General features: G+C 62.5%; 19 protein-coding genes. 12 read left to right on the plus strand and 7 right to left on the minus strand.

All coding sequences use genetic code 11. From position 1 onward, the window contains the following. Positions 1–6: 6 nt before the first annotated feature. From B5V02_RS19565 to B5V02_RS19575, 3 genes are all read left to right on the plus strand, one after another. Positions 7–477 (plus strand): RDD family protein, encoded by a 471-nt coding sequence (locus tag B5V02_RS19565; protein ID WP_111545768.1) that lies wholly within the window; start codon positions 7–9, stop codon positions 475–477. 140 nt (positions 478–617) lie between these two features. Then, entirely contained in the window at positions 618–1382 is a 765-nt protein-coding gene (locus B5V02_RS19570) for an arginyltransferase (protein ID WP_111545769.1), read from the plus strand. Between the two features lie 120 nt (positions 1383–1502). After that, a complete protein-coding gene (locus B5V02_RS19575) occupies positions 1503–2399 on the plus strand; it encodes a DMT family transporter (RefSeq protein WP_111545770.1) in 897 nt (298 codons plus the stop codon). A 45-nt stretch (positions 2400–2444) separates the two neighbouring features. Here the strand turns inward: B5V02_RS19575 and B5V02_RS19580 are convergent, their stop codons facing one another. Together B5V02_RS19580 and parC are read right to left on the minus strand one after the other, a co-directional pair. Next, positions 2445–3659 (minus strand): AI-2E family transporter, encoded by a 1215-nt coding sequence (locus tag B5V02_RS19580; protein ID WP_111545771.1) that lies wholly within the window; start codon positions 3657–3659, stop codon positions 2445–2447. Positions 3660–3938: 279 nt separating this feature from the next. Continuing rightward, entirely contained in the window at positions 3939–6191 is a 2253-nt protein-coding gene (gene parC / locus B5V02_RS19585; RefSeq protein ID WP_111545772.1) for a DNA topoisomerase IV subunit A, read from the minus strand. 327 nt (positions 6192–6518) lie between these two features. Here parC and B5V02_RS19595 point away from each other — a divergent pair, with 327 nt between their 5' ends. Continuing rightward, the gene (locus tag B5V02_RS19595; protein ID WP_111545774.1) at positions 6519–7709 is read left to right on the plus strand and encodes a hypothetical protein; all 1191 of its coding nucleotides are present in this window, start codon (positions 6519–6521) and stop codon (positions 7707–7709) included. Between the two features lie 115 nt (positions 7710–7824). Here B5V02_RS19595 and aspS read toward each other — a convergent pair whose 3' ends face one another. From aspS to B5V02_RS19615, 4 genes are all read right to left on the minus strand, one after another. Further along, on the minus strand, positions 7825–9615 hold the full coding sequence (aspS, locus tag B5V02_RS19600) for an aspartate--tRNA ligase (RefSeq protein WP_167458573.1): 1791 nt from the start codon (positions 9613–9615) through the stop codon (positions 7825–7827). Positions 9616–9782: 167 nt separating this feature from the next. Further along, positions 9783–11063 (minus strand): D-tagatose-bisphosphate aldolase, class II, non-catalytic subunit, encoded by a 1281-nt coding sequence (locus B5V02_RS19605; protein WP_111545908.1) that lies wholly within the window; start codon positions 11061–11063, stop codon positions 9783–9785. After that, complete coding sequence (locus tag B5V02_RS19610; protein ID WP_111545776.1) at positions 11063–12049, minus strand: tagatose kinase; 987 nt, start codon at positions 12047–12049, stop codon at positions 11063–11065. The genes B5V02_RS19605 and B5V02_RS19610 overlap by 1 nt, the downstream gene beginning before the upstream one ends. Then, the gene (locus B5V02_RS19615; RefSeq protein WP_111545777.1) at positions 12046–12234 is read right to left on the minus strand and encodes a hypothetical protein; all 189 of its coding nucleotides are present in this window, start codon (positions 12232–12234) and stop codon (positions 12046–12048) included. Before B5V02_RS19615 ends, B5V02_RS19610 begins: the two co-directional genes overlap by 4 nt. A 124-nt stretch (positions 12235–12358) precedes the next feature. On the opposite strand from B5V02_RS19615, the gene B5V02_RS19620 reads away from it, so the two are divergent. From B5V02_RS19620 to rnd, 8 genes are all read left to right on the plus strand, one after another. Then, the gene (locus B5V02_RS19620) at positions 12359–13678 is read left to right on the plus strand and encodes an ABC transporter substrate-binding protein (protein ID WP_378925362.1); all 1320 of its coding nucleotides are present in this window, start codon (positions 12359–12361) and stop codon (positions 13676–13678) included. A 36-nt stretch (positions 13679–13714) separates the two neighbouring features. Further along, positions 13715–13882 (plus strand): hypothetical protein, encoded by a 168-nt coding sequence (locus tag B5V02_RS40655; RefSeq protein WP_167458567.1) that lies wholly within the window; start codon positions 13715–13717, stop codon positions 13880–13882. 36 nt (positions 13883–13918) lie between these two features. Continuing rightward, positions 13919–14689: an L-iditol 2-dehydrogenase gene (locus B5V02_RS19625; RefSeq protein ID WP_111545778.1), complete on the plus strand. Its 771-nt coding sequence runs from the start codon at positions 13919–13921 to the stop codon at positions 14687–14689. A gap of 38 nt (positions 14690–14727) precedes the next feature. Then, positions 14728–15738, plus strand: a complete 1011-nt coding sequence (locus tag B5V02_RS19630; protein WP_111545779.1) for a zinc-dependent alcohol dehydrogenase family protein — start codon at positions 14728–14730, stop codon at positions 15736–15738. A gap of 154 nt (positions 15739–15892) precedes the next feature. Further along, positions 15893–16900 carry a LacI family DNA-binding transcriptional regulator gene (locus tag B5V02_RS19635; RefSeq protein WP_167458575.1) on the plus strand — a complete coding sequence of 336 codons (1008 nt, stop codon included), beginning with the start codon at positions 15893–15895 and terminating at the stop codon, positions 16898–16900. Between the two features lie 47 nt (positions 16901–16947). After that, the gene (locus B5V02_RS19640) at positions 16948–17367 is read left to right on the plus strand and encodes a hemin receptor (protein WP_111545781.1); all 420 of its coding nucleotides are present in this window, start codon (positions 16948–16950) and stop codon (positions 17365–17367) included. A 112-nt stretch (positions 17368–17479) separates the two neighbouring features. Then, positions 17480–18724, plus strand: a complete 1245-nt coding sequence (locus B5V02_RS19645) for an MFS transporter (protein WP_111545910.1) — start codon at positions 17480–17482, stop codon at positions 18722–18724. Between the two features lie 75 nt (positions 18725–18799). Next, positions 18800–19951, plus strand: a complete 1152-nt coding sequence (gene rnd, locus B5V02_RS19650) for a ribonuclease D (protein ID WP_111545782.1) — start codon at positions 18800–18802, stop codon at positions 19949–19951. A 221-nt stretch (positions 19952–20172) separates the two neighbouring features. On the opposite strand, the gene B5V02_RS19655 is transcribed toward rnd, so the two are convergent. Then, positions 20173–20592: an MAPEG family protein gene (locus B5V02_RS19655; RefSeq protein WP_111545783.1), complete on the minus strand. Its 420-nt coding sequence runs from the start codon at positions 20590–20592 to the stop codon at positions 20173–20175. Between the last annotated feature and the right edge of the window lie 6 nt (positions 20593–20598).

Below are 20598 nucleotides of genomic sequence, written 5' to 3' on the forward strand. Positions count from 1 at the left end.
AATGACATGAACGCGCGCGTTCTCGACGGCGAAATCATCACCACCATGCTTGACGATGTCAGGGCCTTTGACGGCGTGCGCTCGCGGCGCATCGTGGCCTTCGTGATCGACTATATGATCGTCGCGCTGCTCACCATTCCATTCGCCATACTGGTGTTCTTCCTCGGGCTTTTGACACTCGGTCTTGGCTGGATGCTGTTTGGCGTCCTGGTGCCGGCCGTCGCCATCCTCTACATCTGGAACACGCTGGGCAGTGCCGACCAGGCCACCACGGGCATGAAGATGATGGGCATCCGGCTCGACCGGCTCGACGGGAGGCCGATCGACGGTCTCACGGCCGTCGTCCATTCGGTGCTTTTCTGGGCCGGCAACGTCATCCTGTCGCCGCTGGTCCTGCTGGTGACCTTGTTTGCCGATCGCAAGCGCACGCTGCACGACCTTTTGCTCGGCACCGTGGTCAGCCGGACGGGCCGCTAAAACGGTGCTCTGAAGAGCCGTCACAGCCGATTGAGTGTAAATGTGAAGGCGTCTAGTCGACCACGCCCTCACAATCCTGTTGAATTTTTCGCCATCCGCGCCAAAGGTAGAGGGATTCGAAGGAGTGTTTCCAAGGCTCGATGACGCAGCATCCGACCCAGTCGCCGCAGTTCTTCCTGACCGCGCCGTCGCCGTGCCCGTATCTTGACGGCCAGTTCGAGCGCAAGGTGTTCACGCACCTGGTTGGCGACAAGGCGGCGGAGATGAACGACCTCTTGACGCAAGGCGGCTTCCGGCGCTCACAGAACATCGCCTACAGGCCGGCATGCGAGACCTGCCGCGCCTGTGTTTCGGTACGCATCCTCGCCCAGGAATTTACCGCCAGCCGCAACATGAAACGGGTGCTGCAGCACAATTCCGACCTCGTCGGCCACATGCACAATGCCGAGCCCTCGACCGAACAATATTCACTGTTCCGCAGCTACCTTGACGCCCGCCACCGCCGTGGCGGCATGTCCGACATGACGGTGCTCGACTATGCCATGATGGTCGAGGATACCCATGTCGACACCAAGGTGATCGAGTACCGGCGGCGCGGGCCCGACACCTTCATCACCGGCAAGGGACAGGGCGAGCTGATCGCGGTGGCGCTCACCGACAAAATGGCCGACGGCCTGTCGATGGTCTATTCCTACTTCAATCCTGAGTTCGAGGAGCGGTCGCTCGGCACGTTCATGATCCTCGATCACATTGCCCGCGCCCGGGCGATGGGCCTGCCCCATGTCTACCTGGGGTACTGGGTCAACGGCTCGCGCAAGATGAATTATAAGATGCGCTTCATGCCGCAGGAGCATCTCGGCCCGAAAGGCTGGGAGCGCTACACCAACGAAGCGGTTTCACGCTGAGTTTTTCCACGGTCCACACTTAAACTGTTTCAAGGCAGGGGATGCTGGTCTTTCAGCCGCTTGGCTGGAGAGTGCGCCATTGCGCCGGTCCCGTCTGCACTTCATTGCGAAAGTTGCCGCATGTCTTCCCATCACGACCACCAGAAGGGCTTACTGATAACCGCCATCGGCGGGCTGACACTGACCGTCGACATTCCGCTGATCCGGCTTGCCGACGGTGGCGCATGGTCCATCATGTTGCTGCGCACCGGAACCACCTTCGTCGCGGCCATGATCATCTGGTCGGTATGGCGCGCGCTGAGCCGGAATGCCCCGCAGCTCATTCCTGGCTGGCCCGGCCTTGTCGTGGCGATATGCTACGGGCTGACGGGGGTGACCTTCGTCACCGCCGTCTATCACACCTCGACGGCCGACCTGGTGTTCATCCTGGCTTTCAACACCGTGTTCGCGGCGCTGTTGTCCTGGATATTCCTGAAGGAGAAGCCACAGCTGGTGACGATCGTGGCGATGCTGATCATGATTTTCGGCGTGCTGGTCATCGTCGGAGGGTCGGTCGGCACCGGGCATCTGTTCGGCGATTTCATGGCGCTGTGCTCAGCCTTCTTCGTCGCCGTGGCCATCACCATCTCGCGCGCCAGCGGCAAGGATATGGGCTTCACGGCCCTGGTCGGCGTCCTGCTGCCGCTCGTGCTGGCGGCGTTCATGGTCACCGGCGAAGGTTTCCACGTGAACGCGCCGTGGTGGATCATCTTCAACGGCGCCGTCATCATGCCGATCTCGTTCTTCTGCCTGGCCAACGGCCCGAAATACATTTCGGGGCCCGAAGTGGCGATGTTCTACCTGCTCGAAACCGTGCTGGCGCCGGTCTGGGTGTGGATGATCTTTGCCGAGACCCCGACCCGCAACAGCCTGATCGGCGGCGTAATCCTGATCGTCACCTTGATCGCGCATTCGCTCTGGCAATTGCGCGAGGGCCGCAAGCGCCGGGCCGACCTTGCGGTGCATCATCCGGTCTAAGGTAGGTCGATATTCAGGTGATGCCGGTCTGCAAACGGCGGCAGGTCAGGCGCTGGCTTTCTTCACGACGCTGGGTTCGGGCAGAACCTCGATCTGCGGGCCAGCCTCGATTTCGACCGGGGGGTCCGGCACGATTTCGTCGGTCAGTTCCACCTCGCGCAGCCACTCGCGCCAGATCGCAACCAGCAGGGCCATCAGCACCGGGCCGATGAACAGGCCGAGAAACCCCATGGTCTTGACGCCGCCGATCAGGCCGAAAAAAGTCGGCAGGAAGGGTAGTTTTATCGGCCCGCCGACCAGCTTCGGGCGCAATGTCTTGTCGACGATGAACAGCTCGACCGCACCCCAGAGGAACAGCGCCAGACCGGCCATCGGCGAACCGCTGGCGGCGAGGTAGATCGAGACCAGCGTGAAGGACAGTGGTGCGCCGCCGGGGATCAACGCCATGACGCCGGTCAGCGCACCAAGCGTTACCGGCGATGGCACGCCAGCCAGCCAGTAGGCGATGCCCAGCACCAGCCCCTCGCCAATGGCGATGACGGTCATGCCGGTCACGGTCGAAGAGATCGTCGCCGGCACGACGCGCGAGATCCGCTCCCATCTGGTCGGCAGGATGCGCTCGCCGAGGCGGTCGATCTGGCCGGCAAAATGCTCGCCGTCGCGATAGGCGAAGAACAGCGCGATCATCATGAACAGCAGCGTCAGGAGCAGGCCGAAGGCGCTGCCGCCGGCGGCAAGGACACCGCGATAGATGCTGCCGATATTGGCGCCGCTGACCAACTGGATCAATTCGCCAATGCCGCCGGGGTGGCCAAAATTGGTCGTCCATTGCTCGTTCAACCACTCGCCCACGACAGGCATCGTGGCGATCCATTGCGGCGTGACGGCACCGTGCCGGTTGGTCTCGATCGCCCAGCCGACCCACTCGCGCACCTCGTTGATGGCGTAGGTGCCGGCAAGCGCGATCGGCACCACCAGGAAGGCGAGGATGAACAGGATGGCAAAGGTCGCGGCGATGGTGCGGTTGCCGCCAACGGCAACAAGCAGGCGCCGGTAGAGCGGCCAGCTGGCGAAAGCGATGACGAGCGCCGCCAGCACCGGAAACAGGAAGCCGTGGAAGAAATAGACGCCGGCGGCGACGATCAGCACCAGCAGCCAGCGCGCCGCCGACAGCGGCGGAATGACGGCAGACCGCAGCGGCGTCGACAGGCCGAACAGGCGCTGCTGCCGTTCCGGTTTCTGGATTTTTGTTTCCTTCAAACGCCCGCCTCTCCCAAACACCTTTCCTGCTTATGCACGGATATAGTGCAGCAATCGTGACGACATTCCAAATGGTGATGAAAGCACTTTCCTTCTCCCCCTGTGGGAGAAGGTGGATCGGCGCGCAGCGCCGAGACGGATGAGGGGTGCTGGAAGAAACGAGGCGTCGGCTGTCATGTCGCCGATCCGGACAACGATGCGCCAAGCTGGAACACCCCTCATCCGACCGAGGTTTGCTCGGCCACCTTCTCCCCAAGGGGAGAAGGAAGAGCCGCTCAACTACCCAAACTTCCCTGTCCGCGGAAACCCCTTCGGCACCATGCGGCCGGCCGAGGCGCGGGCGCCGATCCATTCGGCCAGTTCCTCGCGCGATCGGGTGAAGGTGCGGTCGGCTGAATCCTGCCAGGACAGGCCACTCTCCAGAGTAAACGGCTTGAGATCGAGAAGGCCGCCGTCCTTGTATTTCTGCAGACGAACGCCCTTGCCGCGGCCCATCTCCGGGATTTCGGAGAGCGCGAACACCAGCATCTTGCGGTTCTCGCCGACGATGGCGAGATGGTCACCGGTGATCGGGATGCAGCGCTTGGCCTCATCCGGCGCCTTGACGTTCATCACCTGCTTGCCCTTGCGGGTGTTGGCGACGACTTCCTCCTCCGGCACGATGAAGCCATTGGCGTCATGCGAGGCCAGCAGCAGCTTGCGCTTCGGATCGTGAACGAAGGCGGTGACGATGTCCTGGTCATTGTCCATGTCGACGATGATGCGGATCGGCTCGCCATGGCCGCGGCCGCCGGGCAGCCGGTCGGCACCGATGGTGTAGAACTTGCCGCCGGTGGTGAAGACCAGCACCTTGTCGGTGGTCTGGGCATGGAAGGCGAGCTTGAGGCTGTCGCCCTCCTTGAAGGTCAGCGTCGAGAGATCGGCCAGATGCCCCTTCATCGCCCGCAGCCAGCCCTTTTCCGAGACGACCACGGTGACCGGCTCGCGCTCGATCATGGCATGGGCGATGTCGGTCAGGTCGTGCTCGGGCGCGTCGGCGAACTGGGTGCGGCGCTTGCCGAGCTCGGTCTCAGGGCCGAACTTGTCGCGGATGTTGGTGACTTCCCACTTGATCGTCGCCCATTGCTTCTCGTTTGAAGCAAGCAGCGCCTCGATCTGCGTCTTCTCGGCGCTCAAGCCGTCGAATTCCTTGCGGATTTCGAATTCTTCCAGCTTGCGCAGGGCGCGCAGCCGCATGTTGAGGATGGCTTCGGCCTGGGTGTCGGTGAGCGACCAGCGGGCCATCATCACCTGCTTGGGCTCATCCTCCTCGCGGATGATCCTGATCACCTCGTCGATGTTGAGATAGGCGATCAGGTAGCCGGTGAGGATCTCCAACCGTCTTTCGATCTCGCCGAGGCGATGTTTCGAGCGGCGAACAAGCACATCGCGGCGATGCTCGAGCCATTCCTGCAGCACGCCCTTCAGCGACAGAACGTTGGGCACCTTGCCGCGCGACAGGACGTTCATGTTGAGCGGAAAGCGGCTTTCGAGCTCGGTGAGCTTGAACAGCGATTCCATCAGGATGCCCGGGTCGACGGAGCGGCTCTTCGGCACCAGCACGACGCGGATGTCCTCGGCGCTCTCGTCGCGGATATCCTCGAGCAGCGGCAGCTTGCGCGCCATCAACAGCTCGGCGATCTTCTCGATCAGCCGCGCCTTCTGCACACCGTAAGGGATTTCGGTGACGACGATGCTCCAGGTGCCCCTGCCCTGGTCCTCCTGGATCCACTTCGACCGGACACGAAAGCCGCCGCGCCCGGTTTCATAGGCTTCGAGGATAGAGGCGCGGCTATCGACAATGATGCCGCCGGTCGGAAAATCCGGGCCCTGGACGAAGTCCATCAGCTTGGCCACCGGCGCGTCGCGATGCTCGATCAGGTGAAGGGCCGCGTCACAAAGCTCGGCCGCGTTATGGGGCGGGATCGATGTCGCCATGCCCACTGCAATGCCGGACGAGCCGTTGGCCAGCAGGTTCGGAAAGGCGCCGGGCAAAACCACCGGCTCCTCGTCTTCTTCGTTGTAGGTTGCGCGAAAATCGACGGCGTCTTCGGTGATGCCGGACAACAGCTCGGTCGCCACGTCGGTCATGCGCGCTTCGGTGTAGCGCATGGCGGCGGCGTTATCGCCGTCGATGTTGCCGAAATTGCCTTGCCCGTCGACCAGGGGGTAGCGCATCGAAAAATCCTGCGCCAGCCGCACCAGCGCGTCGTAGATCGACTGGTCGCCATGCGGGTGGAACTTGCCCATCACCTCGCCGACGATGCGGGCGCATTTGGCAAAGCCCTGGTCGGGGTTCAGCCGCAGCAGGCGCATGGCGTGCATGATGCGGCGATGGACCGGTTTCAGTCCGTCGCGCACGTCGGGCAGCGCCCGGTGCATGATGGTCGACAGTGCATAGGCCAGATAGCGCTCTTCCAGCGCCTTCTTCAGATCGACCGGTTCGATATGATCGCCACCGCCATTTTCAGGCGGCAAAAGCCTTTTTCCCATGGGCTGGGACTAGCCGAGCGGGTGATTCGCGGCAAGGGGCTGACAGATGCACCGGCCCTTCTGCAACATGAAACCGTACGCCAAAGGATGTCGGCCAACATCAGCCTGTTACATGCGGCCTCTATGGCCAAGCACGATGATATCAGGCGACCGGCTCTTCATGACAAATTCACCGGTTTGCGCAAAGACGGTGGGATCGAGTTTGCCTTTCACCGTGATTTTCGACCATTGTGCCGGGACACGCCTTTTTCCCGTCCAGTTCGTCACGGAATGGTGATGGCGCAAAGAATTGAAAAACAATTTCAGGACACTCTCAGGGACCTTGCGATGACAATCAAACGCTCAACTCTCCAGAAATTCGCCTTTTCGACGTTTCTGTTCACATTGCCGCTCAACGCGGCCCTCGCCCAGGACGCAGCGGTTGCCGATCGGCTGAAGGCAGCACTTTCCGCCCAGGGCGTCGACATCTCCTGGACCGGCGTGACCGGCGACAACACCAGCATGGTGCTGCAGGGCGTTGCCATCAAACCGGCGGCGGAAAAGGAAGCGCTCACCATCGGCGACGTCAAACTCGAGGGCGTCACCGAGGCAAATGGCGGCTATGATATTGCCACCGTGTCGACGTCGGCATTCGAACACTCAAAGGACGGTGTCACCCTCAATCTCAGCCCCTTCGTCATCCACGACATGACGGTTCCGGCCGACGGCTCCACCGGCCCGCTTGGCTCGCTGATGATGTACAAGTCGGCCGAACTCTCAAACATGACGGTCAAGGTCGCCGACAAGACCGCCTTCTCCATGGACGGGCTTGCCGTCGAGATCACGCCGCCGGCGGACGGCAAGGCGATGGAATTCACCGCCAACACGGAAAAGTTCAACGCCGACCTGACGCTGGTCGACGATCCCAAGTCCAAGGAAGTCATCAACGCGCTCGGCTACCAGAACATTTCCGGCAATCTCGAGATGGCCGGCACCTGGCAACCCGCGGACGGCAAGATGGAACTGTCGAAATATGACATTTCCGTCGAGAACGCCGGCACGCTCGGCATGACCTTCGATCTCGGCGGCTACACGATGGATTTCATCAAGTCGCTCCAGGAAATGCAGAAGAAGATGGCGGCCCAGCCCGAAGGCGCCGACAATTCGGCGCAAGGCATGGCCATGCTCGGCCTGTTGCAGCAGCTTTCGTTCAACAGCGCCTCGATCCGTTTCGATGACGATTCGCTGACCAACAAGGTGCTGGACTATGTTGGCAAGCAGCAAGGCATGTCGGGCAAGGACATCGCCAACCAGGCCAAGGCGATCGTGCCGTTCGGCATGGCGCAGCTGAACAATCCGGAGCTGACGGCGCAAGTGACGGCCGCGGTCAGCAAGTATCTCGACGATCCGAAGAGCCTCGAAGTCTCGGCCGAGCCGCCGGCATCGGTGCCGTTCGCGCTGATCATGGCGGGCGCCATGTCCAACCCGCTAGACCTGCCGAAGACGCTCGGCGTCGCCGTCAAGGCCAATGAAGACTGATCGAAGCGACCTCAATACGCGAAAAAGCCCGGCAGCGATGCCGGGCTTTTTCATGGGATTAGCGAATCGAAAGAATCGGTTCGGGCGGTTCTTTCAAGTATCGCCCGAAGCGCGATCAGGCGTCCTTCTTGGGCACCGCAACGCGCAGCGCCAGTTCGCGAAGCTGCTGCGGACTCGCTTCCGAAGGTGCATTCATCAACAAATCATAGGCCTGCTGGTTCATCGGGAACATGGTGACCTCGCGCAGGTTCTTCGCCCCGACCAGCAGCATGACGACGCGGTCGATGCCGGCAGCCATGCCGCCATGCGGCGGCGCGCCGTATTGGAAAGCGCGGTAGAGGCCGCCAAAGCGCTCCTCGACCGTCGCACGATCCAGCCCGACCGTCTCGAACGCCTTGACCATGGTTTCGGGCAGATGATTGCGGATACCGCCCGAGGCGATCTCGAAGCCATTGCAGACCATGTCGTACTGGAAGGCCTTGATGCCGAGCAGATCGTCGCCATTCAGCGCATCGATGCCGCCTTGCGGCATCGAGAACGGGTTGTGGGCGAAGTCGATCTTCTTCTCCTCCTCGTTCCATTCGAAGAACGGGAAGTCGACGATCCAGCACAGTTCGAACCGCTCGCGGTCGACAAGGTTCAGTTCCTCGCCGGCGCGAGTGCGTGCAGCACCCGCGAAAGACACGAACTTCGTCGGATCACCGGCAACGAAGAAGGCGGCGTCGCCATCGGCAAGGCCGAGTTGCTGGCGGATCGCCTCGGTGCGCTCCTCGCCAATGTTCTTGGCCAGCGGACCGGCGCCCTCGATCTTGTCGCCTTCCTTGCGCCAGAAGATGTAGCCCAGCCCCGGCTGGCCCTCGCCTTGCGCCCAGGAGTTCATGCGGTCGCAGAATGCACGACTGCCGCCGGTCTTGGCCGGAATGCCCCACACCTCGGCCTTCGGGTCGTTGGCCAGGATGTTGGCGAACACCTTGAAGCCGGAATCGCGGAAGTGGTCGGAGACGGCCTGCATCTCGATCGGGTTGCGCAGGTCCGGCTTGTCGGAACCGTATTTGCGCATGGCGACCTCATAGGGGATGCGCTGGAATTTCTGCGTCACCGGCTTGCCGTTGGCGAAGGCCTCGAAGACCCCGCGCATCACCGGTTCCATGGTCGACAACACGTCGTCCTGTTCGACGAAGCTCATTTCGAGGTCGAGTTGGTAAAATTCGCCCGGCAGACGGTCGGCGCGCGGGTCCTCGTCGCGGAAACAGGGCGCGATCTGGAAATAGCGGTCGAAGCCCGACACCATGATCAGCTGCTTGTATTGCTGCGGTGCCTGCGGCAGCGCGTAGAAAGTGCCGGGATGGATGCGCGACGGCACCAGAAAGTCGCGTGCGCCTTCCGGCGACGAGGCGGTCAGGATCGGCGTCGAGAATTCGGTGAAGCCGACCTCGCCCATGCGCTTGCGCATCTCGGCGATGATTTTTGTCCGCGCGATGATGTTCTTGTGCAGCGTCTCGCGGCGCAGGTCGAGGAAGCGGTATTTCAACCTTATATCCTCGGGATAGTCGGGCTCGCCGAACACCGGCAGCGGCAATTCCTTGGCCGCCGACAGCACCTCGATCTCGCGCGCGAAAATCTCGATCTCGCCGGTCGGCAGGTTGGCGTTCGTGGTCTCGGGCAAGCGCGCCTTGACCTCGCCGTCGACGCGGATGACCCATTCGCCACGCACTGTCTCGGCAACCTTGAAGGCCGGCGAATCCGGATCGGCCACGATCTGGGTCAGGCCATAATTGTCGCGCAGATCGATGAAGAGCAGGCCGCCATGATCGCGCACGCGATGCACCCAGCCAGACAGGCGAACGGTCGAGCCGACGTCGCTCTTCCTCAACTGGGCACAGGTATGGCTGCGGTAACGGTGCATTGTCATTGGTAAGGTCCGGGGTGCTGGGTTGCGGGCCGAAGCATCACAGCCCGGCCCTGAAAATTTGCGCGAAAAGCGCATGGGAGGCCGGATTTGTCAAGGCGAGCGGCGCCGGGCGCCGACCGACAGGCGCAGCAAGCCCCGTGGCTAGCGACGGCGCAACAGATTCAGGCGGCGTCCCCACGGCAAGCCGCGTCGTAGTCGGCCAGCACCTGGCCGATCGCGGCATGAGGAATAGCCTCGGGATTCCCGGCAGGCCCGAGCTCGGCCGGCACCATCGGCAGGAATTGTCGCATCAGCGTTTCGGGAATGCCGACGCCGTTGAGCACCTCGCGCAGGCGGCCGACGGCAACGCCGGCAGTGGGGTTGCTCCAGTAATAGCGGATGCGGTCGCTGTAGCTGTAATGCCGCTGGAGGTAGAGGCTCGCGTCACTGCCGTGATAGTGACTGTGCCAATGGCCAGGTGCGGCCAGCATCACGCGCTCCATCGTGCGGGCCAGCGACCTGTCGCCATAATCCGCGACCATTTCGGATGCGATCAGGTCAAGCCCGTAAAGCGCCTCGCGCAGGGCGAATGTCAGGCCCGGGCCGACCTTGAGGATGGGAAAGCCGTTGCCGACAAGGGCAGTCAGCGCCGCACGGCTCTGATAGTCGGTGGAATGCGCCTCGTAGACGAGCGACAGTTCCTCATCGAGCAGTCCGGTCAGCGCCCTCGACGCCTCCGGCATGTAGGCGACGACGTTCTGGCTGCCGAATTCGACGCCCGGCTGCACGACCAAGGCGATGACGCGGCCAAATGCTTCAGTCAGGCCTTCCCGGGCAAAGATCTCGCGATGCACGTCGATCGTGCGGCGCGCCGCTGACGCTTCGGTGGGCTTCAGGTCGCTGATCGTGTGATCGACGCCGCCCGGGGCGGGAACCTCGGTTCCGATGATGTAGACCGGCAACGCACCACCGCGCGCGCGCGCCGCCTTTTCAGCCGCCTTGGCCAGCCGTACAGCCCGCATGGCGATCGTCTCGTCGTCCAGCGCAGCCGGCTCGCCGGCGCATCCCATCGATGCGTCGAGATGGATCTTGCTGAAGCCGGCCCAGACATAGGCGGTGACCATGGCTTCGGCCTTGCTCATCGCTTGTGCGACCGGCTCCGCGCGCCACGGGTTCGGTCCAAGATGGTCGCCACCGAAGATGATGCGTGAGGCCTCTAGTCCTTCCCTGCTGGCGATCTCCTGCACGAAGGCGATGAACAGGTCCGGGGTCATCCCGGTGTAGCCGCCGAACTGGTTGACCTGGTTGCAGGTTGCCTCGATCAGAAGCGTGGTTTCCGTGTCCCTGACGGCGCGCCTTATGGCCGTCTGGATTACCAGCGGATGGGCCGAGCAGATCGACGTGATGCCGTAAGGCGATCCATTTCTGCGGGCAGTGGCAAGGCCTGCAAGCGGATTGGCCATCATGTCGCTCTCTGTGTCCCGGCGATGAAGTCGTCAAGCACGTCGAAGCCGGCGATGCCCTCCATAGGCCCGCGCCGCGTGACGTTGCGGGCGCCGGCGGCATTGGCATAGAACAGCGCCCTGCCGGGCTCCATTCCCTTGCGCCGGCAGGTCAGGTAGGTCGCGCCGAAACAGTCGCCGGCTCCGGTTGGGTCAACTTCCTCCACCAGGAAGCCGGCGCAGTCGATCCTGCTGCCATCGGCGGCGAACCGGGACGAGCCGGCAGCCCCTCGCTTCAGCACGATCTCGCCGACGCCCCTGGCGATCAGCGCCTTCACCGCCTGGCATTCATCGTCTACCCCTGCCGTGGTGAGCAACTCTTCGCCGGACGGCAGTAGGAGATCGGCATCGTCGACCAGGGCTGAAAATTGCGCGCCGTCGGCGCCGTCGATCAGTTCCTTGCGCACATTCGGATCGAAGGAGGTCGAGCCGCCGCGGGCGCGCACCGCCTTCGTGGCATAGGCGACGATCTCCCTCAGCCCGGCTACGGACAGGGTGGATCCCATGACATGCAGGTGGCCGGCCCTGTCCGCCAGTTGGCGCACTTCCGCGGTGAGACGGATTTGCCCGGCGGCGGATTCGGCGATGTTGTAGACGAAGTCGCGGCCGCCATCGGGCCTGTAGCGAACGAAGGCGCTTCCTGTCGGGTAGCGGTCGCTGACGGCGACGGCGGACACGTCGACGCCGTCGCGCCTGAGCCTTTCCAGATTGATCGTGCCAAAATCGTCGCGGCCGACGCAGCCGATGAGCCCGGCGCCACCGCCCAGCCTTGCGACCTGATCGATGAAGATGGCAGGAGCGCCGCTCGGGTAAGGGCCGACCAGCGCCAGCGGTTCGAGGAAACCCAAACCCCGGTCCGTCGCCATGATCTCAACCAGGATTTCGCCGGCGGCAATCGTCGGACCCACGGATTCGAACGCGATCTCCCTTCGGCGGGAAAGGCTCATTCCTGCAATTCCTTCTCTCCCCAGCCGGAGCGGACGCGGATCGTGTCGGCGTGCGGGTTGTGCGACAGCTCCTGACTGTAGCCGAGGTAATTGGCGTCGCGAGCGAAGTCAATACAAACTGCACGCACGTTCACTTTATTTGCTACGCACGTGGCTTTCCTGCCGCAGAAAATACGAGCTGCCATCCGTCGAACCTGGGCCGGGCGCCAAATATCAAGCCCTATGCAGCTTGACTTGGATGTTTTCAAGCGCAATAAAATATATACGCATGTTCACTTACACATGCGCATTCGTAAAGGAGGAGACGAAATGCCAATTGGTAAGCGTATTGGAACTCTCGCCGCGTCGCTCGCAGCTTCGGCACTGACGGCGAGTACCGCCCTGTCCGCGGAAATCACGGTTGCGACGGTCAACAATGGCGACATGATCATCATGCAGAAGCTGTCGCCGGAATGGGAGAAGGCGACGGGAAACAAGGTCAACTGGGTGGTGCTCGAGGAAAACGTGCTGCGCGAGCGGGTCACCACCGACATCGCCACCAAGGGCGGCCAGTTCGACGTGCTGACGATCGGCGGCTATGAGACGCCGATCTGGGGCAAGAGCGGCTGGCTGACGCCGCTCAACGATCTCGGCGACGACTATGATTATGACGACCTGATCGCGCCGGTGCGCAGCGGCCTGACCGTCGACGGCAAGCTCTACGCCGTGCCGTTCTACGCCGAAAGCTCGTTCACGCTCTACCGCAAGGATCTGTTCGACGCCGCCGGCCTAAAGATGCCGGAGCAGCCGACCTATGACCAGATCACCGAATTCGCCGACAAGCTCACCGACAAGTCGAAGGAACAGTATGGCCTGTGCCTGCGCGGCAAGCCGGGCTGGGGCGAGAACATGGCCTTCCTCGGCACGCTGGTGAACACGTTCGGCGGCCGCTGGTTCGACATGGACTGGAAGCCGCAGCTCAATTCGCCGGAGTGGAAGAAGGCGATCGGCTGGTATGTCGATACGATGAAAAAGGATGGACCTCCGGGCATCAGCTCCAACGGCTTCAATGAAAACCAGACGCTGTTCGCCTCGGGCCATTGCGCCATGTGGATCGACGCCACGTCGGCGGCGGGCCGCGTCTATGATCCCAAGCAGAGCAAGGTTGCCGACAAGGTTGCCTTCGCCAAGGCACCGGTGGCGGTCACCCCCAACGGCTCGGCCTGGGGCTGGGCATGGAGCCTGGCCATCCCGGCGAGCTCCACCAAGGCGGATGCCGCCAAGTCGTTCGTGAAGTGGGCGACCTCGAAAGCCTATGTCCAGCGCGTCGGTGAGACCGAGGGCTGGGTCGCCGCACCTCCGGGAACACGCAAATCCACCTATGCCAGCCCGGACTACCAGAAAGCGGCGCCTTTCGCCGCAACGGTGCTTTCGGCGATCGAATCCGCCGATCCGACCAAGCAGACCAAGGACCCGGTTCCCTATACCGGCATCCAGTTCGTCGCCATCCCCGAATTCCAGGGCATCGGCACCGAGGTCGGCCAGGCGATTGCCGCCGCGGTCACCGGTCAGCAGTCGGTCGACGATGTGCTCAACGGCGCCCAGACCGCCGTGGAGAAGACGATGACGGAGGCAGGCTACATCAAATAGGCGGTTCAAGCCCAGACAGGTGAGCCAGGAGGCGGAATGAGCACAGCCTCCTGGCGATCCGGGCCTGAAAAGCCTCCCATTGCAGCAGGCCTGGAGGATGCACGGATCCGCCACAGCGGGTCCGTGCGTTTCTCAGGCGGCGTCAAGGATCCGATGGGACACGTCTCCCGTGACGTCGCGCCGGTCGCCATCCGGGCGCTCTGACAGCGTTTTCAAAAACTCGCGGAATTGGAATTGGAAATGAAACTGAACAACAAGATTGCCCTCATAACTGGCGGTGCGCGCGGCATTGGCCTGGGTTTCGCGCAAGCCTATGCGCGCGAAGGCGCCAAGGTGGTGATTGCCGATATCGACATCGAGCGTGCCACGCGGGCCGCCGCCGCGATCGGCCCGGCGGCCAGCGCCATCCAGCTTGACGTCACCGACCTCGGTGCGATCGACAGGGTCGTGGCGGAGGTCGACCGCGATTTCGGCGGCATCGATATCCTCGTCAACAATGCGGCCATTTTCGACATGGCGCCGATAACCGACATCACCGAAGCGAGCTATGATCGGGTGTTCGCCATCAATCTCAAAGGGCCGCTGTTCATGATGAAGGCCGTGGCCAATGTGATGATCGCGCGCGGCCGTGGCGGCAAGATCATCAACATGGCGAGCCAGGCCGGTCGCCGCGGCGAGGCGCTGGTAACACTCTACTGCGCCTCCAAGGCAGCGATCATTTCGGCCACGCAATCGGCGGCGCTGGCGCTGGTCAAACACGGCATCAATGTCAACGCGATCGCGCCCGGCGTCGTCGACGGCGAGCATTGGGATGTTGTCGATGCGCACTTCGCCCGCTGGGAAGGCCTGAAGCCGGGCGAGAAGAAGGCGGCCGTGGCCAGATCGGTTCCGATCGGCCGTTTCGCACAGCCCGAGGATATTGCCGGGCTCGCCGTGTTCCTGGCCTCGCCCGACAGCGACTATATCCTGGCGCAGACCTACAATGTCGACGGCGGCAACTGGATGAGTTGATGCGCCCCAGCCGCGCCATCCGGACAAGGGAGACTGAAATGAAGGCCATCCGATTTACCGCTGCAGGCGTTGCCGGCATGGCGGAGCTTGAGATGCCCGCAATCAAACCGGGGCATGCCCTGGTACGGGTCCGCTCGGCCGGGCTTTGCCATACCGACATCGAGGTGCTGCATGGCCGCTACGGCGAAGGCGCGTTTCCGCTGGTCCCCGGCCACGAATATGCGGGCACCGTCGAGGCGGTTGCCAGCGATGTCACCAGCGTCAAGCCGGGCGACCGGGTCGCTGTCGATCCCAACATCCCGTGCGGGCATTGCCCGGCCTGCAGGAAGGGCCTGACCAATCTGTGCGCCAGCCTGAAAGCCTATGGCGTGACCGAGAATGGCGGCTTCGCCGAGTTCAGCATGGTTGCCGTCGACCATCTGCATGGCATCGGCGATCTCGGTTTCGCCACGGCGGCGCTCGCCGAGCCGCTCGCCTGTGTTCTCAATGGCCTCGGTGCCGCCGGGCTCGGGACCGGCAACAGCACGCCCGGCACCGCGCTGGTCTTCGGCGCCGGGCCGATTGGCCTGCTGCTTGCCCTCTCGCTCAGGGCCAAGGGCGTCAAGAGCGTGGCGGTCGCCGATATCAGCGAACCGCGCCTCGCCTTCGCTGAGGCGCTCGGGCTGGAGCCGCTGGTGTCCGCATCGGCGCTGTCAGCGCGGGCGCGGAGCTTCGATTTCGTCGCCGACGCCACCGGTGTCGCCAAGGTGGTCGAAGGCATGATCGGCTTCACCGCCGATGGCGGCACCGCGCTCATTTTCGGGGTCTGCGCGCCCGATGCCAGGATCTCTGTCGCCCCGTTCGAGATCTTCCGCCGGCAGATCAGATTGGCGGGGTCGCATTCGTTGAACCGGAACATCCCGCAGGCACTCGACATTCTCAGCCAGGACGACGGCACGATGGCGAGGCTTGTCAGCCATCAGCTGCCGCTTTCCGAACTGTTGCCATTCTTCGCCAAAGGCAGCGGCGACCCAACGACAATGAAAGTACAGTTTTCCTCGGAGGCGTAATTTCAAACAGTACAGCCGCGCCCATGGACCAAAGGTGGTCTCCTGCGCTCGGAAAGAAACATCCAACCTCCTTTCCGCGAAAAGGTGACTCAAGTAGACAGTGGCGACGGCAATACGAGCAGGGAGCCTATGAATGGCAAAGACGATCAGGACGATGGAGGACTTCTCGGCCTTTGTCGGCTTGTCTCGCACGACGGTTTCCAAATATTTCAACGACCCCAGCTCGGTAAGGAAGAACACTCGAAACGTGATCGAGGCCGCGCAAAGGAAGTCCGGCTTCCGGCCGAGTATGTTCGCCGTCAATCTCAATCGCCGCCGCAGCAACATTCTCGGCGTCATCATTCCGAATTCGACGGATCCGTTTTACATGGCGCTCACGCGCCGCATTGAAACGATTGCCAACGAAGCCGGCTTCCTGGCTTTTGTTCTGTCTTCCGACGGACGAGCCGAAATGGAAGATCAGGCGATCCAGACGTTCAAGTCGATGAACATTGCCGGTGCCATCATCGCGCCGCTCGGCGTGCAGTCCCATCACCGGATCCTGGCGGAACTCGGATCTAGCATCCCGCTGATCTATGTCGACTCGCCGCTTGACGAGACCTCCTCGTTCGTCGGTACCGACAACAGGCAGAGCTTCAGGCTCATCGTCGATTATCTCTGCAGATCCGGCGAGCCGCCCTGTTACTTCGCCATGCCGTTGGTCAACAACAACGCCCAGGCCAGACAGGACGCCTATGTCGAGGCCATGCAGCAGTTCAAGATGACGCCTGAAATCGTGCCCGTGGTCGACGCGCGGTCGTGGGATTTCGAGAAATTCGGCTTTGACGAAGCGCTTCGCATCCTGAAGGGGCAAGGTTTTCCGACCAGGACCGTGCTTTGCGCCAACGACCGTGTTGCCTTCGGCGTGATCGCGGCCGCGTATCAGCTGGGCCTGAAGGTGGGCCATGGGGCGGATTGCGACATGCGCGTCGCGGGACACGACGACCATCCCTTGTCGCGCTACGCCTGCCCGCCGATCACCACGGTTGCGCAGAACTACAACGAGATCGGCCGCCTGGCCATCGAACTTCTGCTGGAGAGGCTGGATGAAAAATCCTCGGCCAAGCCAGAAAGCGGACGCATCCTGCTCAACGCCGAACTGATGCTGCGAAGCTCGGCCTGAGGTGTTTCCTACGACTGTGCAGCCATCAAACGATTTGGAGATGCTCAGTGCCAAAACGCACTCCGCCAGCGGGCGTTGGGCCACATAATGGCCGCGAATTGGAAATGATGCTTCGGGGCGACAAGCCAATGGCCTTGTTCTCGGCGGAACCGGGCATGGACACGGAAGATGTTGGTGACGCGCATTTCAAACCGTTTGTCGACGAAGGCCGTATCCTGAAGTTCTCCCATATTGATCCTGGAACGTCTGTAGAAGAGCGCCGCTACTGCCTGCCGACAGAAGAGTGGCGCTGCAAGCTCAGCCTGCTGATCGCTCGACTGTGCCGTAGCGGAGAGGCCTTCGATGTCTTCACATCGAATGATTTGGCGAGGCTGGAAGGCACTCTTCTTGGCTACCCAAAGGAGAGTGTTGAAGCGTTCATTGCACATGCAGCGTCGCTGAAAATGCTGAATTCCAAAACAGATTGAACGACCGCTTGCCGGACCGGGCCGAATTCAACCTATGCCAGCTGGAATTGCTGCTGGCATTGGCGGAGACGATGGTTCAAGAAGGATCAACGACAAGCGGTTGTTTTCCTTCATGTCCTCCATCCGCCCGCTGATCCCGCTCCTGCTCGCCGCTGGCATCCTGCTCGGCGGCAATGGACTGCAGAGCACGCTGATCGCGTTGCGTGGCGCGCAGGAAGGGTTCTCAGCCTCCGACATCGGGTTGATAGGCACCTTCTATTTCGCCGGCTTCCTGCTCGGCTGCCTGGCCATTACCCGCATCATGAAGGCAGTCGGCCATATCAGGGCATTTTCAGCGCTGGCGGCAATCGCCTCGGCCGGCACCCTGTTGCTGGTGCTGGTTCCCAATCCGGTGATGTGGTGCGCGGTGCGCTTTGCCGGCGGCTTCTGCTTTGCCGGCCTGTTCACGATCGTCGAAAGCTGGCTGAATTCCGGCGTCAGCAATCGCGACCGGGCGCGCGTGCTGGCGATCTACCGGATGGTCGACACCGGTTCGGTGACCGGCGCCCAGTTCCTGATCCCGATCTTCGGCGCCGGCGGCTTCACCATCTTCGCCATCATGTCGATCATGATCACGCTCTCGCTCGTGCCGGTCTCGCTCGGCGACCGCTCGAACCCGACGCCGCCCGAGGACGTCAAGCTCGACCTGGCGCGCGTCTGGCGGATTTCACCGCTGGGCTGCTTCGGCTGCATCGCCGTCGGCGTCACCAACAGCGCCTTCCGCACGTTGTCGCCGGTCTATGCCGAGCAGATCGGCATGTCGGTTGCCGATGTCGTCACCTTCGTCAGCGTCGGCATCTTCGGCGGCGCCATCATCCAGTATCCGCTCGGCTACCTCTCCGACCGCTGGGACCGGCGCCGGGTACTGCTGATGACGACCTGCTGCGCGATGTTTTCAGCACTGGCGCTGGTCTTCATCGCCGGCAGCAATCCGCTGCTCAACTTCGTCATCATCTTCATCTTCGGCTGTTTCGCCATGCCGCTCTATTCGCTGTCGGCGGCGCATTCCAACGACCGCGCCGACACCGGCGAGTTCGTGCTGATCAATGCGGCCTTGATGCTGTTTTATTCCTTCGGCGCCATTGGCGGGCCGTTCGCCGCCTCGACCGCGATGCAGTATTTCGGACCGAGCGCGCTGTTCGTGTTCAGCGCCGTGGTCTATGCGATCTTCATCGCCGTCATCCTCTACCGGATGCAGGCCCGCTCCGGCGTGCCGGCAGGCAAGCGCAGCCGCTTCACCGCGCTCCTGCGCACATCGACGATTTTCGCGCGGCTGGCCAAAAGAAACGGCGATTCCGATGGGCCGGGAACCTCGTGACGATGGCGCCACAGCTTGACGAAAGCGCTTCCGGCTGAAATCTAGGAAGACCTTACTCCTGTCAAAAGCGATTTGATGCACGTCATCACCACCCAGAAAGAACTCGAGACCGTTCTCGCCGCTTTCGAAAAGTCGGATTTCGTCACCGTCGACACCGAATTCATTCGAGAAACGACGTTTTGGCCGATCCTGTGCCTGATCCAGATGGCCGCACCCGGCGTGACGGCACTGATCGATCCGCTGTCGCCCGACATCGACCTGAAGCCGTTCTTCAAGCTGATGGCCAACGAGGCGGTGGTCAAAGTCTTCCACGCCGCGCGGCAGGACATCGAAATCATCGTCCATCTCGGCGATCTCGTTCCGCATCCGGTGTTCGACACGCAAGTGGCGGCGATGGTGTGCGGCTTCGGCGACAGCGTTTCCTACGATCAGCTCGTGCAGCGGATCACCGGCGCGCGGCTCGACAAGTCATCGCGCTTCACCGACTGGCGCCACCGGCCGCTTTCCGACAAGCAGCTCGACTATGCGCTGGCTGACGTCACCCATCTGATCGAGGTTTATCAGCACCTCAGCGCCGAGCTCGAGCGGGAAAACCGCGCTCACTGGCTGAACGAGGAAATGGAGGTCCTGACCTCGCGCGAGACCTATGATCCGCATCCCGAGGACGCCTGGAAGCGGCTGAAGATGCGGCTGCGCAAACCGCAGGAACTGGCGATCGTGCAGGCCGTGGCGGCATGGCGCGAACGCGAGGCGCGCGAACGCGACGTGCCGCGCGGCCGCGTGCTCAAGGACGACGCGATCTACGAGGTCGCACAGCAGGCGCCGCGCGACGCGGCAGGCCTTGGCAAGCTGCGCACGACGCCGAAAGGCTGGGAGCGCTCGTCGACGGCGACGGCTCTGCTTGGCGCGGTCAACGCAGCACTTGCCTTGCCCAAGGAGCAGATGCCGAAGCTGCCGAAGAATTTCCAGCCGCCCGAGGGCTCGAGCGCGGCGGCGGAGCTGTTGAAAGTACTGCTCAGGATCGTCGCCGAAAAGGAAGGCGTCGCCTCGAAAGTGCTGGCCTCCAGCGACGACATCGACCGCATCGCGGCCGAGGGCGAGGAGGCCGACGTGCCCGCCCTGCAAGGCTGGCGGCGCGCGGTGTTCGGCGAGACAGCGCTGAAGCTGGTGCGCGGCGAGATCGGCTTCAAGTTCGACAAGCGCAAGATTGCGGTGTTCGACCTCTAGGCGCCTGTCAGCGCGGACTTCCCTTCTCCCCCTGTGGGAGAAGGTGGCCGAGCGAAGCTCGGTCGGATGAGGGGTGTTGGACGGATCGCAATGCTGAAGGCATAAGCGCTTAAAATCATTCAGTATTTTAACGCAGCGTGTCTTCCAGCCTCCGTCTCGGCGCTACGCGCCGATCCACCTTCTCCCATAAGGGGAGAAGGGTAGCCAACGGCGGCGCAGCTTCAAACCAATCCGAGCAGATGCAGCGCGAACCAGATCCAGGCCAGCGCCAGCACAATCGCGCCGAGGAAGAAAGAGCGGCTGCGCAGCCGCAGATTGTTGCTGGTCAGGTGAACCCAGGCGTGGAAATAGCGCGACGCGACAAAAATCCACATCAGCGCCAGGGTCAGGTAGTTGACGCCGTTGGTCACGTGCAGCGTCAGGCACAGCACGTAGAACAGCACCGGCAATTCGAACTGGTTGATGAGATTGCTGGCAACGGTGATGCTGGAGGCCGGCTCGGCCGAGCGCACCTTGTACTGACCGGCCTTGGCTTCACCTGACCTGATCGCGCCGTATCTGCGGCGACCCAGGACGATGTAGACGATATAGATCAGCAGCACATGCGCCAGAACAGGCCAGAAGATCGTGGTCTGGTTCATGAAGTG

This window comes from Mesorhizobium kowhaii (genome assembly GCF_003253745.1).
Classification (GTDB): Bacteria; Pseudomonadota; Alphaproteobacteria; order Rhizobiales; family Rhizobiaceae; genus Mesorhizobium; species Mesorhizobium kowhaii.